General features: G+C 58.8%; 5 protein-coding genes. 2 read left to right on the forward strand and 3 right to left on the reverse strand.

What is annotated here, in order from left to right; translation table 11 throughout:
- Positions 1–1,180 precede the first annotated feature (1,180 nt).
- The gene (locus tag BSZ35_RS17830) at positions 1,181–8,053 is read left to right on the forward strand and encodes a toxin TcdB middle/N-terminal domain-containing protein (RefSeq protein WP_258096789.1); all 6,873 of its coding nucleotides are present in this window, start codon (positions 1,181–1,183) and stop codon (positions 8,051–8,053) included.
- Positions 8,054–8,142: 89 nt separating this feature from the next.
- Positions 8,143–18,228 (forward strand): neuraminidase-like domain-containing protein, encoded by a 10,086-nt coding sequence (locus BSZ35_RS17835; RefSeq protein WP_105013959.1) that lies wholly within the window; start codon positions 8,143–8,145, stop codon positions 18,226–18,228.
- 399 nt (positions 18,229–18,627) lie between these two features.
- Here the strand turns inward: BSZ35_RS17835 and BSZ35_RS17840 are convergent, their stop codons facing one another.
- The 3 genes from BSZ35_RS17840 to BSZ35_RS17850 all read right to left on the reverse strand — a co-directional run bounded on the left by BSZ35_RS17840 (position 18,628) and on the right by BSZ35_RS17850 (position 21,020).
- Complete coding sequence (locus tag BSZ35_RS17840) at positions 18,628–19,509, reverse strand: hypothetical protein (protein WP_105013960.1); 882 nt, start codon at positions 19,507–19,509, stop codon at positions 18,628–18,630.
- A gap of 102 nt (positions 19,510–19,611) precedes the next feature.
- The gene (locus BSZ35_RS17845) at positions 19,612–19,986 is read right to left on the reverse strand and encodes an ABC transporter permease (protein WP_105013961.1); all 375 of its coding nucleotides are present in this window, start codon (positions 19,984–19,986) and stop codon (positions 19,612–19,614) included.
- Positions 19,987–19,991: 5 nt separating this feature from the next.
- Complete coding sequence (locus BSZ35_RS17850) at positions 19,992–21,020, reverse strand: M23 family metallopeptidase (protein WP_105013962.1); 1,029 nt, start codon at positions 21,018–21,020, stop codon at positions 19,992–19,994.
- Between the last annotated feature and the right edge of the window lie 6 nt (positions 21,021–21,026).

Raw genomic sequence — 21,026 nt, forward strand, 5'->3', positions numbered from 1 at the left:
AGCGTTGGTCCACTGGGGTCCGCTGCAATCACTTACGGTGATTTGTGAACCGGTCCCACGCAGCATCATGTCAGCTTCTACCAACTCCTGGAATCGGGCAGGTGATGCGTCTGAGGACCAGGAAGATACGTTGCCGTCAATTGGGGAAGAGCTCACCGTGAGTTCCTTCACGGGGAAAGCCAGCTTGGAAGTCCCCCTCCCGATTCCGCCGGGACGATCGAATTTCACGCCACACCTAAGCCTGCAATACGCCGGTGGGGCCGCCAACGGACTCTTCGGTCGAGGGTGGTCGTTGAATCTAGCACACATCTCTCGCAAGCAAGATGACCGGGTCCCCACCTACAGTAATGATCCAGATGAGTCTACGTTTGTCTCTTCTCGGTCAGGAGAGTTAGTGCCTGTTCGGAGCGGGGATGGGGCGGTGGAAAGCAGGGTAGAGGAAGGCGGGCGTTTCCACGTTGTTCGCTATCAACCCCGGGTCGAAGGTGCCTTTGAACGGATAGAACAGTGGAGAGAACGATCTACTGGAACCTCTCACTGGCGCGCGACGGATGCTAATGGAGTCACTCGCATATTCGGGCGATCGGAGGCGACGCGAATCCATCACCCTGAGGATCCACAGCAGATCTTTCGATGGCTCCTTGAGCGCGTCTACGATCAAGAGGGGAATGTCCAGCAATACGAGTATGCTCGTGAGAACCATGCGGACGTGCCGGAAGGGGCCCCAGCAGAGAGTCACCGCGATGAGGAGCGTCGCACCAATGCTCACCTAAAGCGGGTTCGTTACGCAAACACGTCGCCCTATCGTCCGGAGCAAGCAGGGTTTTCGGAGGGAAACCGCTGGATGTATCAAGTTGTGTTCGATTATGGCGGTCACGACGAGACTAATCCTGACCCAACGCCACAGGGGACGTGGAGGGCACGGCCTGATCCTTTTTCTCGATACAGGGCCGGTTTCGAAATGCGTACGTATCGGTTATGTCGGCGGGTGCTTGTATTTCAGCGTGACAAACCCAATTCCAGCACCCCTACTCTGACCCGGTCTCTTGATCTTACGTATGGTCCTCGATCGGAAAACGATACGCTTAATACGGCTGAGGCACGACGAGGCGTACAACTGCAAGAGATAGGACTGACCGGCTACCGACCAAATGGATCTGGTGGGACCTGGACCAAACAGGTGCCTCCTCTTTCACTGACCTACACGAAGCCGCAAATAGACGCTGACGTCAAGGTCCTAGAGGGAGGAGAGCACTACCTTCCCAACAGCATTGACGGGACGCAGCACGCGCTGGCCGACTTACTGCAAGAGGGCCTCCGTGGTCTTCTCGCCCGGAACGCGAATCGGGACGCCTACGGACGGAGCCGGGGAGATGGCTCTTTTGACGAGCCCTCTCCGCTGGACCGCCCGAGTGCGACGGGGGGAGGCAGCCCGACCTACGCCGACATTGACGGCAACGGCAAGATGGAGGCGGTCACGCATCAAGGGGCTGCACCGGGAACGTACGAACTTGATGGGGCGACGCAGTCGTGGGGAAAACATGAGCCTTTTGAGAATGCCCTGCGTGAGAGATGGGCGGACGGGGCCGTTGCACAGGGGGACCTTACGGGCGACCAACTACCCGATGCGTACGTTTCTACGCCGGATGAAGTGGTCTGGTACGAGTCAGAAGGTCGAACCGGTCATCGTGCTGCCAGCCGAACGAGCCAGCCTCGTGGAGACCAAGAGTCTCCACCAATGGTGGGTTCGGAGCCCGGGGTTGGTCTCTATCAAGCGGACATGACCGGGGACGGCCTTACGGATGTCGTTCGCGTCCGAAACGGTCACGTTGCGTACTGGCCCAATCAAGGGTATGGTCGTTTTGGCCGTCGGGTGACCATGGGGAAGGCCCCGAGGGTCGCCTCTTCGGACCAGTTTGATCCCCGTAGGCTGCGGCTGGTGGACCTGACGGGGACAGGAACGGCGGATCTGCTCTATATTGGCGGAGACGGAGTCTGTTATTGGTACAATGAGTCGGGCAACAGCTTCGGCTCGAAGCACTGCCTGGACGTCTTTCCACCGGTAAGTCGTTTGCACTCGCTGCAGGTGGTAGACCTCTTCGGAGATGGGCTGCCGTGCCTGGTCTGGAGCTCGCCCCTGCCTGGGGACAGTGGGTCGTCGCTCCGCTACGTGCAACTCCAGACCGAGCCTCCCCATCAGCTCGAACAGATGGAGAATGGGATGGGGAAAGACGTTCGGATCTCCTACGGTTCGTCGGTCGAACACTATCTCCGAGACCGTCGAGAGGGGCGGTCGTGGAACAGTGCCCTTCCGGTACAACAGACGGTCGTCGACAAAATCGAGCGGATCGATCACGTTGGGCAGACAAGAACCCACACGGAGTATCAGTATCACGACGGATACTTCGACGGTGTGGAACGAGAGTTTCGAGGATTCGGCTGCGTAGAAACGGTCGACACGGAGCAGGTCTCAGAGTATGCCGGTCTTGAAGCTGAGGACTACGTTGCTCCTTCCCGAGAAGTGACGTGGTTTCACCCAGGATTGCCCCCCGAAGAGCTGGGCCAAGAGGACGAGTGGCCCTACCGGGCGTATGACGGAGATCCACAGAGTGGGCGCAGCTTGACCTCCTGGATAGAAAACGAGGGGCAGCTTTCAGCCCGGACGCGCCGAGAGGCTTATCGGGCGCTTGGGGGAGAGGTGGTGCGAAAGGAGGTCTACGGCGAGGATGAGGACCCAGCCGCAGATCTTCCGTATCGGGTTCGGGAAAAGAGCGCTGGCGTTCGCGTCCTGCAGGATCGAGCCAATGACTCCCACGCCGTTGTTCACCCTATTCCTTCAGAGACGCTAGACCGTCGATACGAGCGCACGAAAGATGACCCTCGAGTCAGACACCGATTGGTGCTACAGGTTGGGCCCTACGGCACCGAAGAGCGGGTGGCAACCGTCGCATATCCGAGGCGGACCCAGCATGCACAGCACGAAGAGCAGAAGCATCTTCACCTAACGGTTGAGGAACAGGACGTTGTTCATGAGACCAACCGGTTTTATCGGCTTCGAGTCCCGATCGCGTCTCGCACATATGAAGTTGCTGGCGTGAAACCGCAGAACGGAGGGCTCTTCGATCGCCCGGGCGTAACCGACGCAATCGATACGGCTCGGAATAACGTCCGACCATTTGACGACCGGTTCGACAATTCCCCCTCGTCTCCTACGGCGCGGCTCGTCGAGTGGACGCAAACGTTTTACCACGATGCCAACGGGAACCCCACCCGTACCGTCGCAGATACCGATGTCCCCGTTCGGCACCATCACGACGAAGAGGCGCGTTTGACGGATCCGTTGGTGCAGGATGTGTACGGCTCCGAGGTGGACGCCCAGCGGCTACGGAGTCTCGGCTACGTGAAGCGAAACGGCTACTGGTGGGCCCCGTCGCCGATCAAAAGCTACGAGGGGCCGGAAGGGTTTTACCTGCTTTCTTCCGAGACGGACCCGTTCGGACACACCTCGCAGCAAACCTACGACAGCAGCTTCCTTCATGTAGACTCGACGACCGACAAGCGGGGCAACACGACGAAGATAGAGGTCGACCCTTATGCGCTGCAGCCTCGGTGGGTCAAAGACCCGAACGGAAATGTTTCTGAGATGCTGTATGACCCCCTCGGGGTGCTGCACGTCACCTCGCGCCACGGCCAACAGCTCGACGACGCGGGCTCTCTGGTCGATGCTGGCGACGAGCCGCTGGATCAGTATCAGCTGCGGACGGCGCCTCGGGACATGGAGCAGGTCCTACAAGACCCGCATCACTTCCTTCAGGAGGCCACCTCGTTTTACCACTACGATCTTTTTTCCTGGCGTGACACTCGGTCAGGGTCACAGGGCAGTCCCCAACCGGTTCATCGGCTGAAGGTCAACCGAGAAACCCACGTACACGATTTAGAAGGCGGGCAGACCGACCTTCAGTTTGCCGTCGACTACCTGGATGGATGGGGGCGAGACGTACAGACGAAGAAGAAAGTCGGGGCCGGGAAGGCCCAGGTGGTCCAGTCTGACGGCTCGGTTCACGAGGAGCAGGTTCAGGGCCGTTGGTTGACAACCGGACGCACGATTTACAACAACAAGGCTCTCCCCCTAAAGCAGTACGAGCCCTACTATTCCGCAACGCCACAGTATCTGGACAACCAGGCCCTAAACCACTTCGGGGTCACCCCGGTCTACCGGTACGATCCGCTGGGGCGCCACGTGCGGACCGATACCCCGAAGGGCTTCTTTTCTGAGACCACAATTACGCCGTGGCGGGTGGAGACCTCCGATGAGAATGACACGGTCGAGCGGTCCTTCTACTTCCAGACCCATGTGCAGCCGGGCCTGGTGTCCGGAGCGGAAAAGAAGGCCATCGACAAGGCGCGCCAGCACGCAGACACCCCGAGTGTGGACCTGCTAGACCCGCTCGGGCGACCGTTTTTGACGCAGGAACAAGCGGAAAAGGGAGGGGACCTCCTAGAGACATACCGGGCTTATGATGCCCTTGGGCGCGAGCGCGTCGAAGTCGACCCGCGCCAGCACGAGAAAAACGAGTCCCGTGCATCGGGCGATGAGGTAGAGACGTTCGAGCGAACCTACGACATGTCAGGCGCGGAAATCCGAAGTGTCAATATTGATCGCGGCGAACGCCGTCAGCTTGTCGACGCCATGGGGCGCCGGGTGGGGTATTGGACCGGGCGAGGACATCACAGACAGATCGAGTATGATGCCCTTTCCAGGAAGACCTCTGTGCAAGTTTTCGCTCCCGGCAGCAGCGCAGGGCGTACGGTGCAGGTGCGGACCTATGGAGAGGATTCAAGTGTTGCCAACGCCGCCGATCGGAATGCACTTGGTCGTTTGGTGGAGCACCGAGACCGAGCCGGAGTCCGGACCGTCGAGCGGTACGACCAGGCCGGCCGACCTCTTGCGGCGGAGCGACAACTGCGCTCAGCCTACGGGAAGCCTGTCGATTGGGAAGCTGGGCAGCATACAGGCTTGGAGTCGGATCACTACGAGCTGACCCAGTCCTTTGACGCGCTCGGCCGAATTGTGCAGCGCAGTCTGCCCGACGGGAGTGTGCAAAGGCCCCAGTTTTCAGAGGGGGGCTGGCTCGAGAAGCTCAATGTAAAAGCCGCCGGGGGATCGGTTGACGAGAACGTCGTGGCAGGGATGGATCGCGATGCGAAGGGGCGGCGGACCCAAATGCAATACGGCAACGGGGTTCGGTCTCATTACACGTACGACCCACAGACAGGACATCTTCGCCGTCAGCGCAGTACTCGTCCCGCGAGCGAGAATGGGTCCCAGACCCGGGAGCCGATTCAGGAGATTGACTATACCTACGATCCCGTCGGAAATGTCACCCGGCGGGAGGACACGACGCGGGAGCACCTGTTCGATGCGTTCCCTCGGTCATCGTCGAGCCCTGCGCATTCGGAGTACACATATGATGCCCTCTATCGTCTGGAAGAAGCGACAGGATGGGTCCACAAAGGGCTACTCGAGCACGACTATGCTGCCGACACGTCCCCCCCCGACCCTGTAAAGGGCACCCGTTTTGCCTCTCTAAATGACGGTCAGGCTCTTGAGCGCTACACCCGGACCTATGACTACGATGCGGCAGGCAATCGGACCGAGATGAAGCACATCGGGGCCAGTCAATCATGGACTGCCGAGATGTGGGTCGACGACAAATCGAATCGAAGCACCACGAAGACGCGTCGGGATGGAATCGACCGACAGAATCCAGCGGCACTGTTTGATGCCGATGGCAATCGGTCACAGCTCGATCATGTCGCGGAGATCGAGTGGGACGATCGGAACCGTATGCGTCGCGCGGTAATCGACGACACCGTCGTGAATGGACGCCCAAAACACGCGGTGTATTTTGTGTATGCGTCGAGCGGAAGTCGGATGCGCAAGGTGGAGGAGCGGGTGCGCAGCGGCGTCCGGCGCGTGACGGAGACCATTTATCTAGGCGATTGTGAGATCAAGCGTCAGTACAAGGAGGAACGCACCGTCTTCGAGCGAAAAACGTCGCATGTGGGCGACGGGGAGGAGGTCGTTGCGTCGGTCCACCACTGGACGGTCGATGACCTCGGCCGGGAGACCGACCGGCCCGGATCGGCCAAGATTCACTACCGCCTGCGGGACCAGCAGAATACAACCACGCTCCACCTCGACAGCCAGGCCCAGGTTATCAGCTACGAAGAACACTTTCCCTTTGGCGGGAGCTCCTTTCTGACAGGACGCAAGATGCAGGAGGTGCGGTCGCGGGCCCATCGATACATGGGGAAAGAGCGGGACGACGTCACCGGCCTATACTACTTTGGGCAGCGCTACTATGCTTCCTGGATTGGGCGGTGGATGAGTCCGGACCCGGCGGGGGCAGTTGATGGATTGAATCTGTACGCTTTTGTCCGCAACAACCCCGTCGGCCGAGTAGATCCCAGCGGATTAAATTCTGAAGCAAACGATTTTCAACGCCGGGTCCAGCAGCAGGCCGTCCCAGTGAGTCGGTTGCCGGAGGGACTTCAAGACGAGGTTGATGTCAAAGAACTCAAGGAAGAGGGCAAAGCCTACTATTTTGCAGCGTCTCAGCAAAAGGACGAGTTTAAGACGGCTGAGAGTTTTGAGCAGCTCCACAAGTTCGCTCAGGAGCATGATGTCCCCATTCGCAAATTTGATCCACAGGCCGAGAGCATTCGGGAGTTTGCTGAGGAGCAAGGAGCGGGAAAAACGATTGGGGAGGCATTGGCCTCTTCCGATGAAGTGTACACCGCCTCAGACGTAGAGGGAGGTCTCAAAGGAGACGCTGAATCCGATACGGCGTCCAGGGGGGAGTCCGGCTCAGCAGAATCTCAAGACAAGAAATCCTCCAAGTCGGAAACGTCTTCAGGTACGGATCGCAGCGGCGGACAAGAGTCAGAAAATCAATCCGATAGCTCTTCCTCAGGAGGGGAGCAGTCGGAGGAGCAGCGCAAATCCAAGAGTCAGCCAGGCAACCAAGAGTCCGGCCAGGGACCGGAGGATACGTGGATGCCGAGAGTAGATCGACCGCCAGAGTACGACAAAGGAGAAGCGCTTGACGACTTACAGACATTTCTGGACGTGGTAGGACTCGTGCCAGGATTAGGAGAGCCTGCCGATGCGCTGAATGCACTGGTATCGTTGAGCCGAGGAAATTACGGCGATGCCGCACTGAGTGGAGCTGCAATGATCCCCTTTGCCGGGTGGTTTGGTACAGGGGCGAAATTTGGCAAGAAAGCAGGAGTTGATGACGCCGTTGCAAAAGCAATAAAAGAGTCAGGCGAAGAGGGGGGCGGGAAAGCTGTCAAGGAAGGACTGGAGGAAGGGTCCGGGAAGGCTGTCCGGGAAGGAACTGAGGCCGGCTCGGATGTTCGTCGGGCTGGTAAAAAAGGTGAGGGGACGTCTGGAAAAGGAGTTGAAGAAGGATCCGATATTAACGAAGAGCGACTCAGAAAACTAAGAAAACGAAGGGAGCAAGGTCGTGAACCTAGCGAGCGGCTAAAAAGGCTACACGAACTTTCCAAGCGTGACGATATCCCATGGGTGGCTGGTGACAAGGAGCTTTATGAAGCTGCACAGGATGCGAAAGGACCGGGGTTGTCTCGGGAATGGCGTAATTTCCGTAGCCGATTGGGGAACCGGCTTGAAAAACGGGGACGAGACGTGAAAGGAAAACCCTTTCATCACTGGAAAAAGAAGAGCCGGTACCCTGATAAGGCAGACGACCCGGAGAATTTATACCTGACTCCAAATGAGGAAGTGCATAAAGAGGGGTTTCATCGAGCGCAAGATAGGGTGCTGAATAGGGAGACAGCTCCAGGTATGAGTGACTCTGCGACCAGAGATTTGTTCAACGGAATGTCTGAAAGTAAGCCCATGTCGGACATCCGTAAGCAACTACAGAGAGAGGATCCGACTCTGAGGGATCCCGACCCAATTAATCCAAACCGAGAAAATGTGAGAGATCTCGATAACATAGATCGCGCTTTGGAAAACTGGTGAGAACAGAGATTGTCAGTCCAGCTTCGCCCTGTAGCTATACTACAACAGGTCTCTTCTCACAATCCCCCCAAAACACCTAACTTTCTGCCGTGTCTGAATACCGCGTACATCTCACGATCGCCGGCGATCAAACAGAACACCTCACCCAGAAGCTTCAAGAAGTGGCCGGCCTGACGGCCCAAGGGGCGAGCGATGTCATCGGTCGTCTTGGGGTGGTCGGACAAGATTACGGTTTCAGGGAGGCCCGTCGCGTGGCCGGACAGATCGAGATGGCGGGGGGGCAAGCCATGATTCTTCCGCAGGAGTCTGTCGATTTGGAAGACGGTCGGCCCCTTCAGATCCAGGTGCTGGACGCAGAGGATCAGCCCCTTTCGGGAGTCACCGTGCACCTACACAACGAGAATGGCGAATTTTCGGACGCGATTGAGCCTGCTGAAACCACCGAAAACGGGCGCGCTACGTTTTCAGGCTTCACTACGCTCGTCAACGAGCACTTCGAGACCTATCCTCCGATCTGGTTCGAGGTCGAGAAGGGAGGCGACGAGTTCAACGTCACTCACAGTGCCTTTCAGTGGCCGGGCTTCCTGGATTCCTCGGATGACGTAATTTACGTCGTCCAGGTGGCTGAAGAGACCGAGGAGGATACGGAGCCGACCGACCGGCAGTATCGGATATCGGGCACTGTCGTCAATGAGAAGTCGCGAGAAGGGCTCGCCGGATTGAGAGTGCAGGCCTGGGATCGAGATGTCGTGCATGACGACTTTCTTGCCGCAGCCACAACGGGAAGGGCGGGGTCATTCTCCCTCCAGTTTGCCCCCGTTCGGTTTAAGGAAACGCACTTCGAGGAGGGACCGAACGTCTTTTTCCGCATTCTGGATGGCGATACGGTACTTGCTGAGATTGACCGATCTGATTTGAATGGGCTCGGGTCCAGTGGAGACGTGGAGGTGACGCTCCCCGTGCCCCCGCCGGCGGAGAAGGGCAGTAGAAAAGAACGACGCGTTTTTGGACAGGTAACCAGGGCGGACGAGGGCCCTGGGGCTGGTCTGACCGTCAAAGCTTACGATCGGGATCTTCGGAGTGAGCAGCTTCTAGGTACGGCGACGACAAATCAGGACGGGCACTATGCGATTGGCTACACTCCTGATGCCTTCCGGAGAGCAGAGAAAGAGAATGCGGACTTGCGTCTCAGGGTCTATAACGATTCTGGGCGAGAGTTATCCGTCGCCCTTTCAGGGGAGGAACAAGACACGGTCTTTAATGCCCAGCCGTCGCAGAAAGTCGATATCGAAGTCACGGACCCTCACGTTGAGTCCTCGTTATACGAGCGGCTCCGTTCAGACATCGACCCGCTCCTAGAAGGCGTTTCGCTTCGAGACCTGACCAATGAGGACATTGACTTTCTTCTCCACGAGGTCGGTCGGCCCCGGAAGTACATCGGGTATGTGGCCGATGATGCACGCCTACGGATGGAGGCCAACGTGCCGGAAGGGGTTTTCTTTGGTCTTGCGATGCAAGGGATCGGCGTTGTCGAGCCAGAAACTGGGGGGCGACCACGTCTTGATATGCCGACCGTGCTTGGGCAGACCATCGATGAGATTATCGACGGGGTCGAGGCGGCCATCGAAGAGAATCAGATTCCCCACGGTGTGGAAGAGCAGATTCCAGCCGTACGAAGGGAGTTAACCCAATTGAAACGGAGTGCCCCTTCGGAGAGCCGCAAAAAGCGGGCAGATCGGGTGAAGGAGGTAGGTCGCATTGCGGGGGTCAATTCAGAGGCGCAGAAAGAACTGTCCCGGCAACTGGCCGATGGACAGGTATCGGACGAGACATGGTCTCAACTGGTTGAACAGGGCACTCTGACCGAAGACGATGTACGGGAGGTGCAAACCACCTTGTCTGTCAATGCTCTGGTTGGAGATTATACTCCCATGACCGAGCGGCTACGCACCGAGTCCGTCCCCCGGTTGGATCGACCGGTCCAGTCGCCAGAAGACCTGGCTGCCCTTCGGCCAGACGATTGGAAAAGGCTCACAGAAGACTCAGACATCTCCCCGCCGGCCGATCTTTCTGCAAGCCAGTACGCAGAGCGCCTTGCGAATAGGGTCGAGCAGCAGTTCCCAGTCGCGTCGTTGATTCACCGCACGGTGAAGTCTGATCATGCGGACGCCTGGAGCCAGATCGAGGAGGTGCACAGCCTCACTGAAGAGAATCCGGATTTGTTTTCGCGCCTTACCGATGAACGGCTTTCTCTGAGTGAGGTCCAGTTTGCGGATCGAGGGGAAGAGGAAGTGCAGTCGTTGAAAGAGAGCCTGAAGAATATAAAATCGTTTGCACGGACGTACTCGTACTTAAATACGGCAGAGACGCTGGACCGAGAAGACCTTACCGTTTCAGAAAAGGTCGAACGCGTGCAGGCCGACATGACGGCCCTGCAAACCTTCTTTGATGACAATGGGATGCAAGAGCTGCAGGCGCTCAATTTGGTGTCGCTGCCCACGGAGGACGGAGGCCCTGAGCCCATATATGAAGGGGTGGACGAGGAGCGACGGCCGCAGGTGCGGAAGCAGGCGATGGCATTTCAGCGAACGCTGAGCGTGGCGCCGAGTGTTGATGGATCGCGGGCACTTCTGGCTGAGGGTCTCGATTCGGCGGCTCGGATCCAGGCTCACTCGCCAGGCACACTCTCGGAGCGTACCGGGCTTTCACGGGAGGAGGCAGAGACGGTCTACCGACGCGCCCGTGAGCTTAAGGCCGAGGTGAACCGCATTGGGGTAGGACTTGCCACAGAACACCCAGCGCTTCGCACGAATCCTGGGATGGTCGAAGCACCGGACCGCCTGGATACCGACTTGCGAGAGATCGACGGGTATGCCGACCTGTTTGGCCCTCAAGACTACTGCGACTGCGATCACTGCACGTCTATCTTTGGTCCCGTTGCCTATTTTGTCGACTTGATGCGATTTGTTGAGAGGAATATTCTCAGCGAAAACGACTTTTCAGGCGCGCAAGCTCTCCGACTTGAAAACCGCCGACCGGACCTGTGGGAACAGCCGTTAAGCTGTGAGGCGGCTACCGAACTCCTGCCCACCCTCACCATCATCAACGAGATACTCGAACGGTACGTGGCCGGGGACACAGCTGATGACACCACGCCGGAGGCGCGTGCACGGGCCGCCTACAAGTTGCTCCGACAAGCCGAGCATTCGTTTCGGTTGCCCTTTCACCGGCCGCTTGTCGAAATTCGAATCTATCTCGAGCATTTCGGCATCGATCTGGACCAGCTCGTAGAGCTCGTGCATGGATGGGGCCACCGCGCCGCGCGAGAATCGCTCGAACTGGCACCGGAGGAGGCCGACCAAATCGTTACCCCGGACACGTCGGAGCAGCATCTCCGAGACTTGTACGGCATCCCGTCCGGACAAAGCCTGACCGAGCTGTCCGTACAGACCGTTCTTGAGGCCAGCGGGCTTGAGCGAGATGTCCTGACCCGGGTCGTGAAGCTTGGGGTCGTGAATGGGAGCGGCACCACCCTCCAGATCCAACGGCAGCGCGCTTCGGCCGGCTCAAATAAGTATACGGAGCGGGTTGTAAACCTCTCTGCGGACAAACTGGACCGCTTGCATCGGTTTGTCCGCCTCCATGCTCGCCTCCCCTGGACCGTCGAGGCCCTCAATCACATCTTGCGCCGCAAGGCGCCTGCCCTCTTTGCCGATTCCTCCTCCGAAGAGGATCGACAGGAGGCGTTGAAGTACATCGCGGGACTGCGCAGAATACAGGAAACGCTTGAGCTTAAGACGGAGGATCTGATTGCACTGGTCGATCGGATCCCAGCGGTTGCGCTCGCCCCTGATGAGCGGAGTCTCTTCGATCGTTTGTTCAATCCGGAGCGGTTGGGCCCAGAGCCGGAAGATCGCACGCGCTGGACACCGTCGACCCTTCCGATTTTCCAGCACCCCGTGTTTGCAGCGTCCGGATCCCAGGGGAGCACGGATCTGGATAAAAATCACTACCGTCTGATGAGTGCCCTGAGCGTTGAGGAGGAGACGTTCGCTGTGCTCCTGGACCGTGTATTGGGGAGCGAGGCCGACCCGTCGACCGCAGAGGTGCAGCTGACCCATGATCGCCTCTCCCGGCTCTATCGGCATGCGCAATTAGTAAAACATACGGAGTTGGAGATCGAGCCACTCTTTGCAGTGCTGGAAACGGTCAAGCAGTCGGCGGGAGCCGAGGTCCAATCACTCCAGGATGTGCAAGACCTTTTGAGATACCGCGAATGGCAGAAGCCAAGCCCCTTCAGTGTGGGTCAGGTGCAGGACCTGCTCGACGGAGCGGGGGGGACCTGGACAGACCGCGAAATCCGGAAGGCGCTTAAACAGGCGGAAGAGGCCGCCCAGGCGGTCACTTTTCCGCTGGACGTGCTGTTGGCCCCGTCGGCAATCGGCACGCCAGAGGCCGACGTTCTGGTCGAGGTCCTCATGAATCGCGGCATCTTGGCTGAGGTCTCCAGTAACGGGAACGATCAAAGCCGCGCCTCCCGCTATCGGGTGACCGATGCCTTTGATCCGACGACCTCCTTGCCGCTCACATTCCACGACGATCAGGGGCAGGTCGATACTGCGCGCAATAGCGCCCATCAGGACGAACTGAACGTCCTTCGAAATAACGAAACCCAGCTCCGGAATCTTCTAGCCGATCATTTGCCGGATGAGGCGGCGGTCGATGCGCTTGCTGGCTCGTTTGGGATCTCCCCGGCGACGTTCCGAACGCTTTTTCAGCGCAGCGTCTTGGATGTTGACAGCCGGAGTGACCGTCTCATCTTGACGGAGGCCCCGGGGGCATCGTCGGCGATTCCATCGAAAGTCAAGACCTTCTTCGAACAGATTGAGCAGACGCTCGGCTGGGCCGAGCCCCTCGGCCTGAAGGACGAGGCGCTAGCGTTTGTGGTGGCCCACCCAAAGATCTTTGCCTTGCCGGCCGTCGGATCCGCGCCGACTCTCGATACGGTTCGACAGCTCGTCCGCTATGCCTCGTGGCGAGAAGAGACTGAACAGCCGGAAACGTTGGATGCGTTGCTGGCGACCAATGTGACCGATGCTACACTCCTTGCAGAGGTCCTGGGCGTGTCCTCATCGCGTGCCGGCAGTTTTATGGAAGCGCTCCCGTTGCCCGCGAGCGGATCGCAAGGATCGCCTGAGCCGGCGGATGCTGTCCAGCGGTTTGCCAAGCTATACGGTGCAATCGGCATGGCTTCCCCATTGGGGGTTGATGGTCGAACCTTTGTTAACCTAGCCTCGGAACGATTTGAGGTTCTCCAAGAGGTCCGAGAAGGGGCGCTGGCCGCCTTTCGCTCCAAGTACGACGACGAGGAGAGTTTCCAAGAAGCCTTTGGCCCGTTCGAGGACCGGGTTCGTGAGCGACGCCGAACGGCCCTCGTGGACTTCATCCTGACCCATCCAGAGCTGAGCTTTGACACCGAGCGGGACGTGTACCACCACTTCCTGATCGATCCGGAAATGGATGGCTGTGCCCAAACGTCACGGATCGTGGAGGCGACCGGTGCGCTCCAGCTCTACGTTCACCGGGTGCTCATGGGGCTCGAAAAAGACACCGACGGCGATCTTGTAGTTACGCCCACAGATGACGTCCGCGAACAGTGGGAGTGGCGCAAGAATTATCGGGTCTGGGAAGCGAACCGAAAAATCTTTGTCTACCCAGAAAACTACTTGGAGCCCGATCTGCGAGACAACAAGACCCCGCTCTTCAAGAATCTGGAGGACACCCTGCTCCAAAAAGAGATCACGGAGCAGACCGTCGAGACTGCGTATCGTAAATACCTGGAAGATCTGGAAGACGTGGCCGGTCTGAAAGTGAGGGGGGTGTGTTGGGACGAGGAAGAAGAGGCGTACCACTTTTTTGGGACCACCAACAAGGAAGACAGTCGCTACTTTACTCGGTCCATGCGGTACGTCGGGGAGAGCGGCGGCTGGGACAGCCTCTATTACAGCTCAGAACGGCCGGTTGAGTGGACGCCGTGGCAAGAGGTCGACCTGAAGATTGAAGCCCCTCTTGTGACGCCATACGTCTATCGGGACCGCCTGCACCTGTTCTGGATTGACGCGCGGCCGAAGCAAGAGACGGAGATCAAGGACGGCACCATGGAGGAAGAAGAAGTGAGACACGAGATCTTCCTCAAGGTCGCGTATCGCACCCAGGACGATGGGTGGAGTGACGTTCAGGAAATCTACCTCACGTGGACCAAGGAATTTGAAGAGCCCGGCTCCTTTGAGCGGCTAACGGAGACGTGGTACGAGGTCTATCCGTATGAGCAAGATGAGGCCCTTCACGTTGCCTATCGGGATAAGGCGTACGAGACGAAAATAGACTTCGAACGTGATTTTGGGATCGCCAGTTACGAGTATGAGTCCGAGACGCTTCCGACGTACTCAGGGCCTCATGTGTCACGTCCTGGAGAAAGACAGGAGGGAGATCACTTCAAGCTTGACCTCTATAACGGGGCGGCAGAATCGGTCAAGGCCTCTGCTGAAGGTGCAGAGAAGTTTTTTCACTTAGATGATAAAATAGGAAGCGGTGAGAGGAAGTACTCTTTGGCTACCCACGTCGAATCATTCCGGAATGACTTTGACGTCGACCATTCCCCGTATCCCATCACCCCGGTAACGGAGCCACAGGAGGGGGATGTGCAGTTGCAGGTAGACGTGACCTCTCCCGTTTCTCTCGACGACATTGCGGGGCTTGGCTCAGAACTAGACATTTATCATCGCACGTCGATCCTCACCGTCCATGGCTCCCCGGGCGACGTAGTTTATCAGGTAGGGGACCGTCTGTACTTCTTAGAATCGAACGTCGATGCTGCTCTCTTTCTCCCCATTCCGTATTGGCGGACCTGGTCATTGACGAGTGAGGTCGTGGACGACCTGGGAGAGATCCTCATGCGACGGGGGATCAGCGGTTTTCTTCAGGTGGACACCACGGACAGAGTCGATGAGCTGCCGTTTCCGATACCTGAAGATGAGACTGAGCTCCTCAAGTTTCCCCACCAGGAAGAGGATCAACTCGATTTCTCCGGTCCGTACGGCACGTACTACCGAGAGCTCTTTCTCCACATTCCCCTCCTGCTGGCCCAACACCTGAACGAGGCCGGCAAGTATGAGGCGGCGCAGAAGTGGTACCATTACGTTTTCGATCCAACGACCGACGAAGAGCCGCCGACCGAGCAGCAGATCAACAACGGGGTTCGCCCAACGGCTCACTACTGGAAGTACGCAGAGTTCAAGGAGCCGCTCACCCGAAGTGTCGAGGACATGCTGGAGAATTCTGAGGCCGTTTCCCAATATAAAGAGGATCCCTTCAGTCCGCATGCGATCGCCCGGGCCCGCCTCAGTGCATACCAGAAGTCGGTGGTCATGCGCTACGTGGACAACCTCCTCGACTGGGGGGATGACCTCTTTGGTCAAGATACGCGAGAATCCATCAATCAGGCCCACCTGCTGTACACGATGGCAGCGGACATCCTTGGGCCCCGCCCTGCAGAGCTGGGCGACTGTGAAAGCGTCGAGGAGCGGAGCGAGCCCCCCACCTATGAGGATTTAGACGTCGAGGACGAGTTTGACGTGGCCGTCGAGAACATCGTGGTCGCCAAGCGGGCGCAGGCCAGGATGCCTGAGGCGGTCACGAATGGGACAAGAAAGAGGCTGTCGTCTTCGCTTGGCGTATCAGCCGCCGTGCAAGGACTCGGGAGCGGAGGAATTACCGGCCCAAGCGCCCAAAACCGGATGGGCAGGTATGACCTCTTCCAGAACGGTCAGGCGGCCGACGGGGCTGAGAACGGCGCCGCGAAGTCGTCAAGCAAGGCGGCGACGGCCTCGTCGATGCAGCCTTCCCCGACCGACGCGTTCTGTCTTCCGGCCAACGACGAATTGCTGGGGTACTGGGACCGGGTGGAGGACCGCTTGTATAAGATCCGACACTGCCTCAACCTCAGCGGGGAGCGTCGCTCCTTGTCCCTCTTCCAGCCGCCCATCGATCCGGGGCTCATTGCGCAAGCGAAGGCCGCCGGCCTCAGTCTGAGCGAGGCCCTTGAGCTCTCAGAGCCGGACGTACCGGTCTACCGGTTCAGCGTGCTTCTGGAACGGGCCAAGGGCTATGCCTCCACGGTCCGCAGCTTTGGGAGCAAGCTCCAGAGCGCCCTTGAGAAGAAGGATGCCGAGGAGCTCAAGAAACTCAAGGCCTCTCACCAACAGAACATTCTCAAGCTCCAAACCGAGGTTCGAGAGCGGAAGGTAAAACAGGCGAAGCGGAATCTGGAGGCCTTGCAGGAATCCAGGAACCGGACGGATTTTCGGCGCAAACATTACGATGACCTGGTGAAAGGAGGACTCTCGACAGGAGAACAGGCCGACCTAGCCTTTCGCGCCACGGCCCAGATGTTTGAGATGATGGCCAACAGTTTCAACACGGCCGGATCCATCGCTCACGCCGTTCCACAGGTAGGGGCCCCCACCGCGATGACGTACGGCGGGAATCAGGTGGGCTCGCTGCTCACGGCCCTGGGATCATCCTTCAGCAACCAGGCCAGTTTTGCTCAATTCATGGCCTCGATGAGTTCGACCCTTGCCGAGTATGAGCGGCGGTCGGATCGGTGGAAATTCCGGCGAGATCTAGCGGGGAAGGAGTTAAAGGAGCTCGACAAGCAGATTCTGGCTGCGAAGATCCGCGTGGCGAGTGCCGAACGGGAGCTTGAGATCCACGAGAAGCGAAAGAGCCAGTCCGAGGAGGTCTTGGAGTTTTACGAAGACAAGTTCACGAGCCTCGGTCTCTATGCCTGGCTCTCCAATGAGCTCCAGCGGCTGTACCGAGACGCGTACAACTTGGCCCACGACATGGCACGCATGGCCCAGCGGGCGTATCAGTACGAGCACAGCGCCGAGGACGAGGTCTTCATAGAGCCTGGGCACTGGAACGGGAGCCGGGCTGGATTGCTTGCTGGCGAGCGGCTTCAGCTCCAGCTGGAGCGAATGGAGAAAGCGCACTTGGAGAACAACCAGCGCGAGTATGAGATCACGCAAACCTTTTCGCTCCGCCAAATCGACCCCTTCTCGCTGCAGGAGCTCCGAAACACGGGCTCCTGTCAATTTCGGCTTCCGGAGGTTCTATTCGATGTGGCCTATCCGGGTCAGTATCGCCGCCGAATTCGTTCGGTCCGCCTGACGATTCCCTGTGTCACAGGCCCATATGTCAACGTCGGCGCCAAGCTGCGCCTCCTTCAGAGCTTCGTTCGCAAGGAACCGGAGACCGGGCCACAGCACCTAATTGCTGAGCCGCGGGCCCGGAATGCGTCCATTGCGACGAGCAGTGCGGAGAATGACAGCGGCCAGTTCCAACTGAGTTTCCAGGATGGCCGCTACGTGCCCTTCGAGGGAGCAGGGGCGGTCAGCGAGTGGGCTCTTGAGATGCCTGACCAATTCCGCAGTTTCGATTACGACACGATCACGGACGTGCTTGTGCACGTAAGCTATACGGCCGAAGAAGGAGGCCAGAACTTCAAGAATAACGTGGTCGGGGGAATTCAGGGACGGCTGAACACAGTGGCGGAGGACGTGGGGATTTCCACGCTCGTGAGTCTGAAGGAGGAGCAGAACGGGGCCTACCAGCGGCTCTTCCAATTTTCGAGCGGTGAGACAACGACCACGGAATTTACCATTACGAAGGAGAAATTCCCCTACTTCCTCGAGGACACTCCAATGAGGGCCGCAACCGGAGTTGTCGTGTTGAGCCTCTCGGAAGAGGCCATGAGCCACTACACGGACAGTCCCTCCTCCGAGGCGGGCCCCTTGAGTGTTACCCTGAAGGCTGACTCTGGAACTGACACCCAAGAGGCGACCGAGTCCCTTCGGAAAGGGACGGGGATAGAGGCCTTTAGCGAGGTGCCCCACGCACGGTTCGACCTGGCGGGAAGCTCCGACGGCCTGGCCGTTTCCGATGAAGGATTGCAGCTTGAGGTAGAAATCGCAGACTCCGAGTTGAAGCAGTTCCTTACAGACCTGCGATCGTCGATGGGCGTCAGTGAGCAGGACACCGGCCCGGATCCCGTTTTCTTCCGTGAGATTGTGGACGATGTCGTGGTGGGGGTACGGGTAGAAAAAGTTGGATAGCATACCCTCCGCACACGAATATATATCTGAATCTATCCCCTGAATGGGGGCCAGTCCTCATCGGGGGCAAGTACCAGAGCGCTCTCACCGGGGTGAGTGCTGGAGGGGGAATGAGCGTTGAAAAGCGGTCCGTCAGAGACAAGACCGCAAGCCGGGTCCTGGAGTTCAAGCCGGGTTTCGGAGCTGGGCCTCTCGGCCAAACCCACGGTGGGACTGTGGGAGAGAACAAAGTTTGCCGCCCCAAACGCCTCTTATGCAGGTGGATTAACAAGAAGAAGCATTTGGCAGGGGGGAGAGGGGCCGAGGTTGGAGCAATCCAACGGCGTCTGAAAGCCGAGCGGGACGCCGGCGAGGGCTTGATGAGTGGCACTTTGCATTTCCGAGGTCGCCCACTTCCTCTTAGTTCGCATCCTCCGTGGCCGCGTGCTTTGAAGACTCGTGGGCGTCTGTCGATGGCGCTTCCGATGTTGCTTCTGTCGGTTTTACGGACGCGAGGAGCAGGACGCTGCAGATCAAGCAGCCCAGCCCGATCGGCGCCCAGAGCGTCAGCTGCACCCAGTCGTCCGAGGGCCCTATCGCCACTGTCGCACCGGTCGCTGCGGAAAGGGCCAGCATGTAGACAGCGCCCTTCACGTTCCAGAGAACCGCCAGGACGAACCCCCACGGACGCCGCCGCCACAGCCATACGCCGCCCAGCAGCGCGACCGATACCACCATTGACAGGTCGAGGGCCGCGATCAGATTCGTATGCAGTCCAACCGCGTCGATCATGGCCGGGGCCTCTCCCGTTGCAAGGTACTGGAGCGATAAGGCGACGTAGAAGCCGCCCAGGACAACCGCCACAAACACCATGAATCCGCCGATCCACCGGCCAGGAAAGCCCTGCTGCACTCGCTGGTAGAGGGCCTCCGCGTCGAGAGACGCCAGGCCGAAGACGAGAGCAAAGCCGGAAAGCGTGTAGAGGATGGCATAAACGAGAAACAGACTGTTGAACGCCGCCCCGAAGAGATAAAAGGCGTAATTGTAAAACGTGTAGGCGAGCATCCCCATCCACACCAGAAACGCCTTCCGCGACCCTTGCCGGGCCCCAATCAGAGCACCGACGAGGAGCGGCGCCGCCACAATCAGCGTAACCAGGTCGTTGCCGTACCAGCTCGATGCCACGAGCGCATTGTCCTGGTATAGGTCGTGAAATAGCAGGCCCGCACTGGATGTCAAGACCATCAGGATGGCAATGACCACCGATAGGTGATCCGCAATTCGCCGGTTGGGTGTGCTCATATTTCTACGATCTGGTCTCTATATGCGGGTGTCTAGATGGTGCTTCCGTCTACAAGAAGAGGTTAGTGCCTCGGCGTGAAGCAATACCAGCGCGGATGTTTTCTACAGGCGCGGAGCGAGGAAAAGGGCAGCCAAAATGCCCACGTTCACGATGAGGCCGGCGTAAGCCACGGTCCAGTCCAGGGCGGTCAGGACCACAGAAAAGAGCGTTACCCCAACGAGAAGAACACGCCAGTTCGGCCAATCCAAGAGGAAGGCCAGGGCCCCGACCCAAAGTCCGATGGCGGCTCCGGCCCAGAGGATTCCGAATATTCGGATGCCCGCCGGGCCCAGGTCCCAGTATCCATTGAGCAGAGTCGTCTTGTATGGAAACTCGGGGAGCTCGGCGAGCCGGAGGTATACAGCGGTGCCTAAGAGGTGGACGAGGCCGTGAAGAAAAAGCAGGGCCGCGGCGGCCAGGTTCAGGAACCGAAGCATCTGTATCAAAGGGAATTGGGGGAAAGAGACACGGAAGGAGCCGGACGGGCGAAGGGCTCGAACGCTTCCTGTTCGGGCGAAATGCCAGAGGCCGGCCGGAGGACGGCGTTTCGGACTGGAAATGCGCCGTTGAAGGTCATCGGTCGCGGGTCGGCATCCAGAATGGTGGTTTCTCCCACCGACGACTGTGCACTGAGGTGGAGGTGCGGTTCCCAGCTGTTGCCACTGTTGCCGACCTGCCCGAGACGCGTGCCCGTTGTCACAGAATCGCCCGGTTGCACCTGTATGCTTTGGCGTTTCAGGTGCGCCAGCAACACGTACGCGTCGGGAGCGCAGCGGAGCAGTACGTAGTTGCCGGCCTTGCGAGTGGTATCGCGAGTCGGTGGGGAGAGGTCGGGAAGACTCCCTTCCGTTGACTCTACCATTCCGTTGCACGGGGCGTAGATCGGGGTCCCGAAGATCGCGTACTGGTCGAGCACCGTCGGGTACAGGCCTTTTGCGCGGTTGCCGGTGGGATAGAGCTGGACGATATCGAGTCCCCAGAGTTGCCCGCGCCATCTCTGCAGCTTAGGGGCACCCACCTTCATGTGCGGATTCATGAGCGACTGACTGCCCCCGCTCGCGACGTAAAAAGCCTCGCTACGCAGCGGAAACGTCAGGTGTACAGGATCCTCGGGAACCCGGTGCGCCTGATAGACCTCTAGGAGGCCGGTCCCGCTGAGAAGGAGGAGAAGCCCCGCAATGGAAGGGCCGGTCCACTGCCATCCCACGGGCCGCGTCCAAAAGATGCGCCGCCGCATGCGCCAGCCGCCGTACGCCGCCATTACGACAAAAAGCCCCAAGAGGGCGTACCGGCCGTAATAGGAAAGCATGTGCCAACTGCCCAGGTAGAACGTCGCGAGCACGTAGCTCCCGACTGCCGCAGCCTTTAGGCCCCAAAGGAGTCGACACTCGCTGCGTAGCGCGACCCAGATCAAGGCAAGTGAGGGAAGAACGATGAGGGTAAGTATCGAAGAGACAAGAAGCAGAATCATAACACT

This window comes from Salinibacter sp. 10B, assembly GCF_002954405.1.
Classification (GTDB): domain Bacteria; phylum Bacteroidota; class Rhodothermia; order Rhodothermales; family Salinibacteraceae; genus Salinibacter.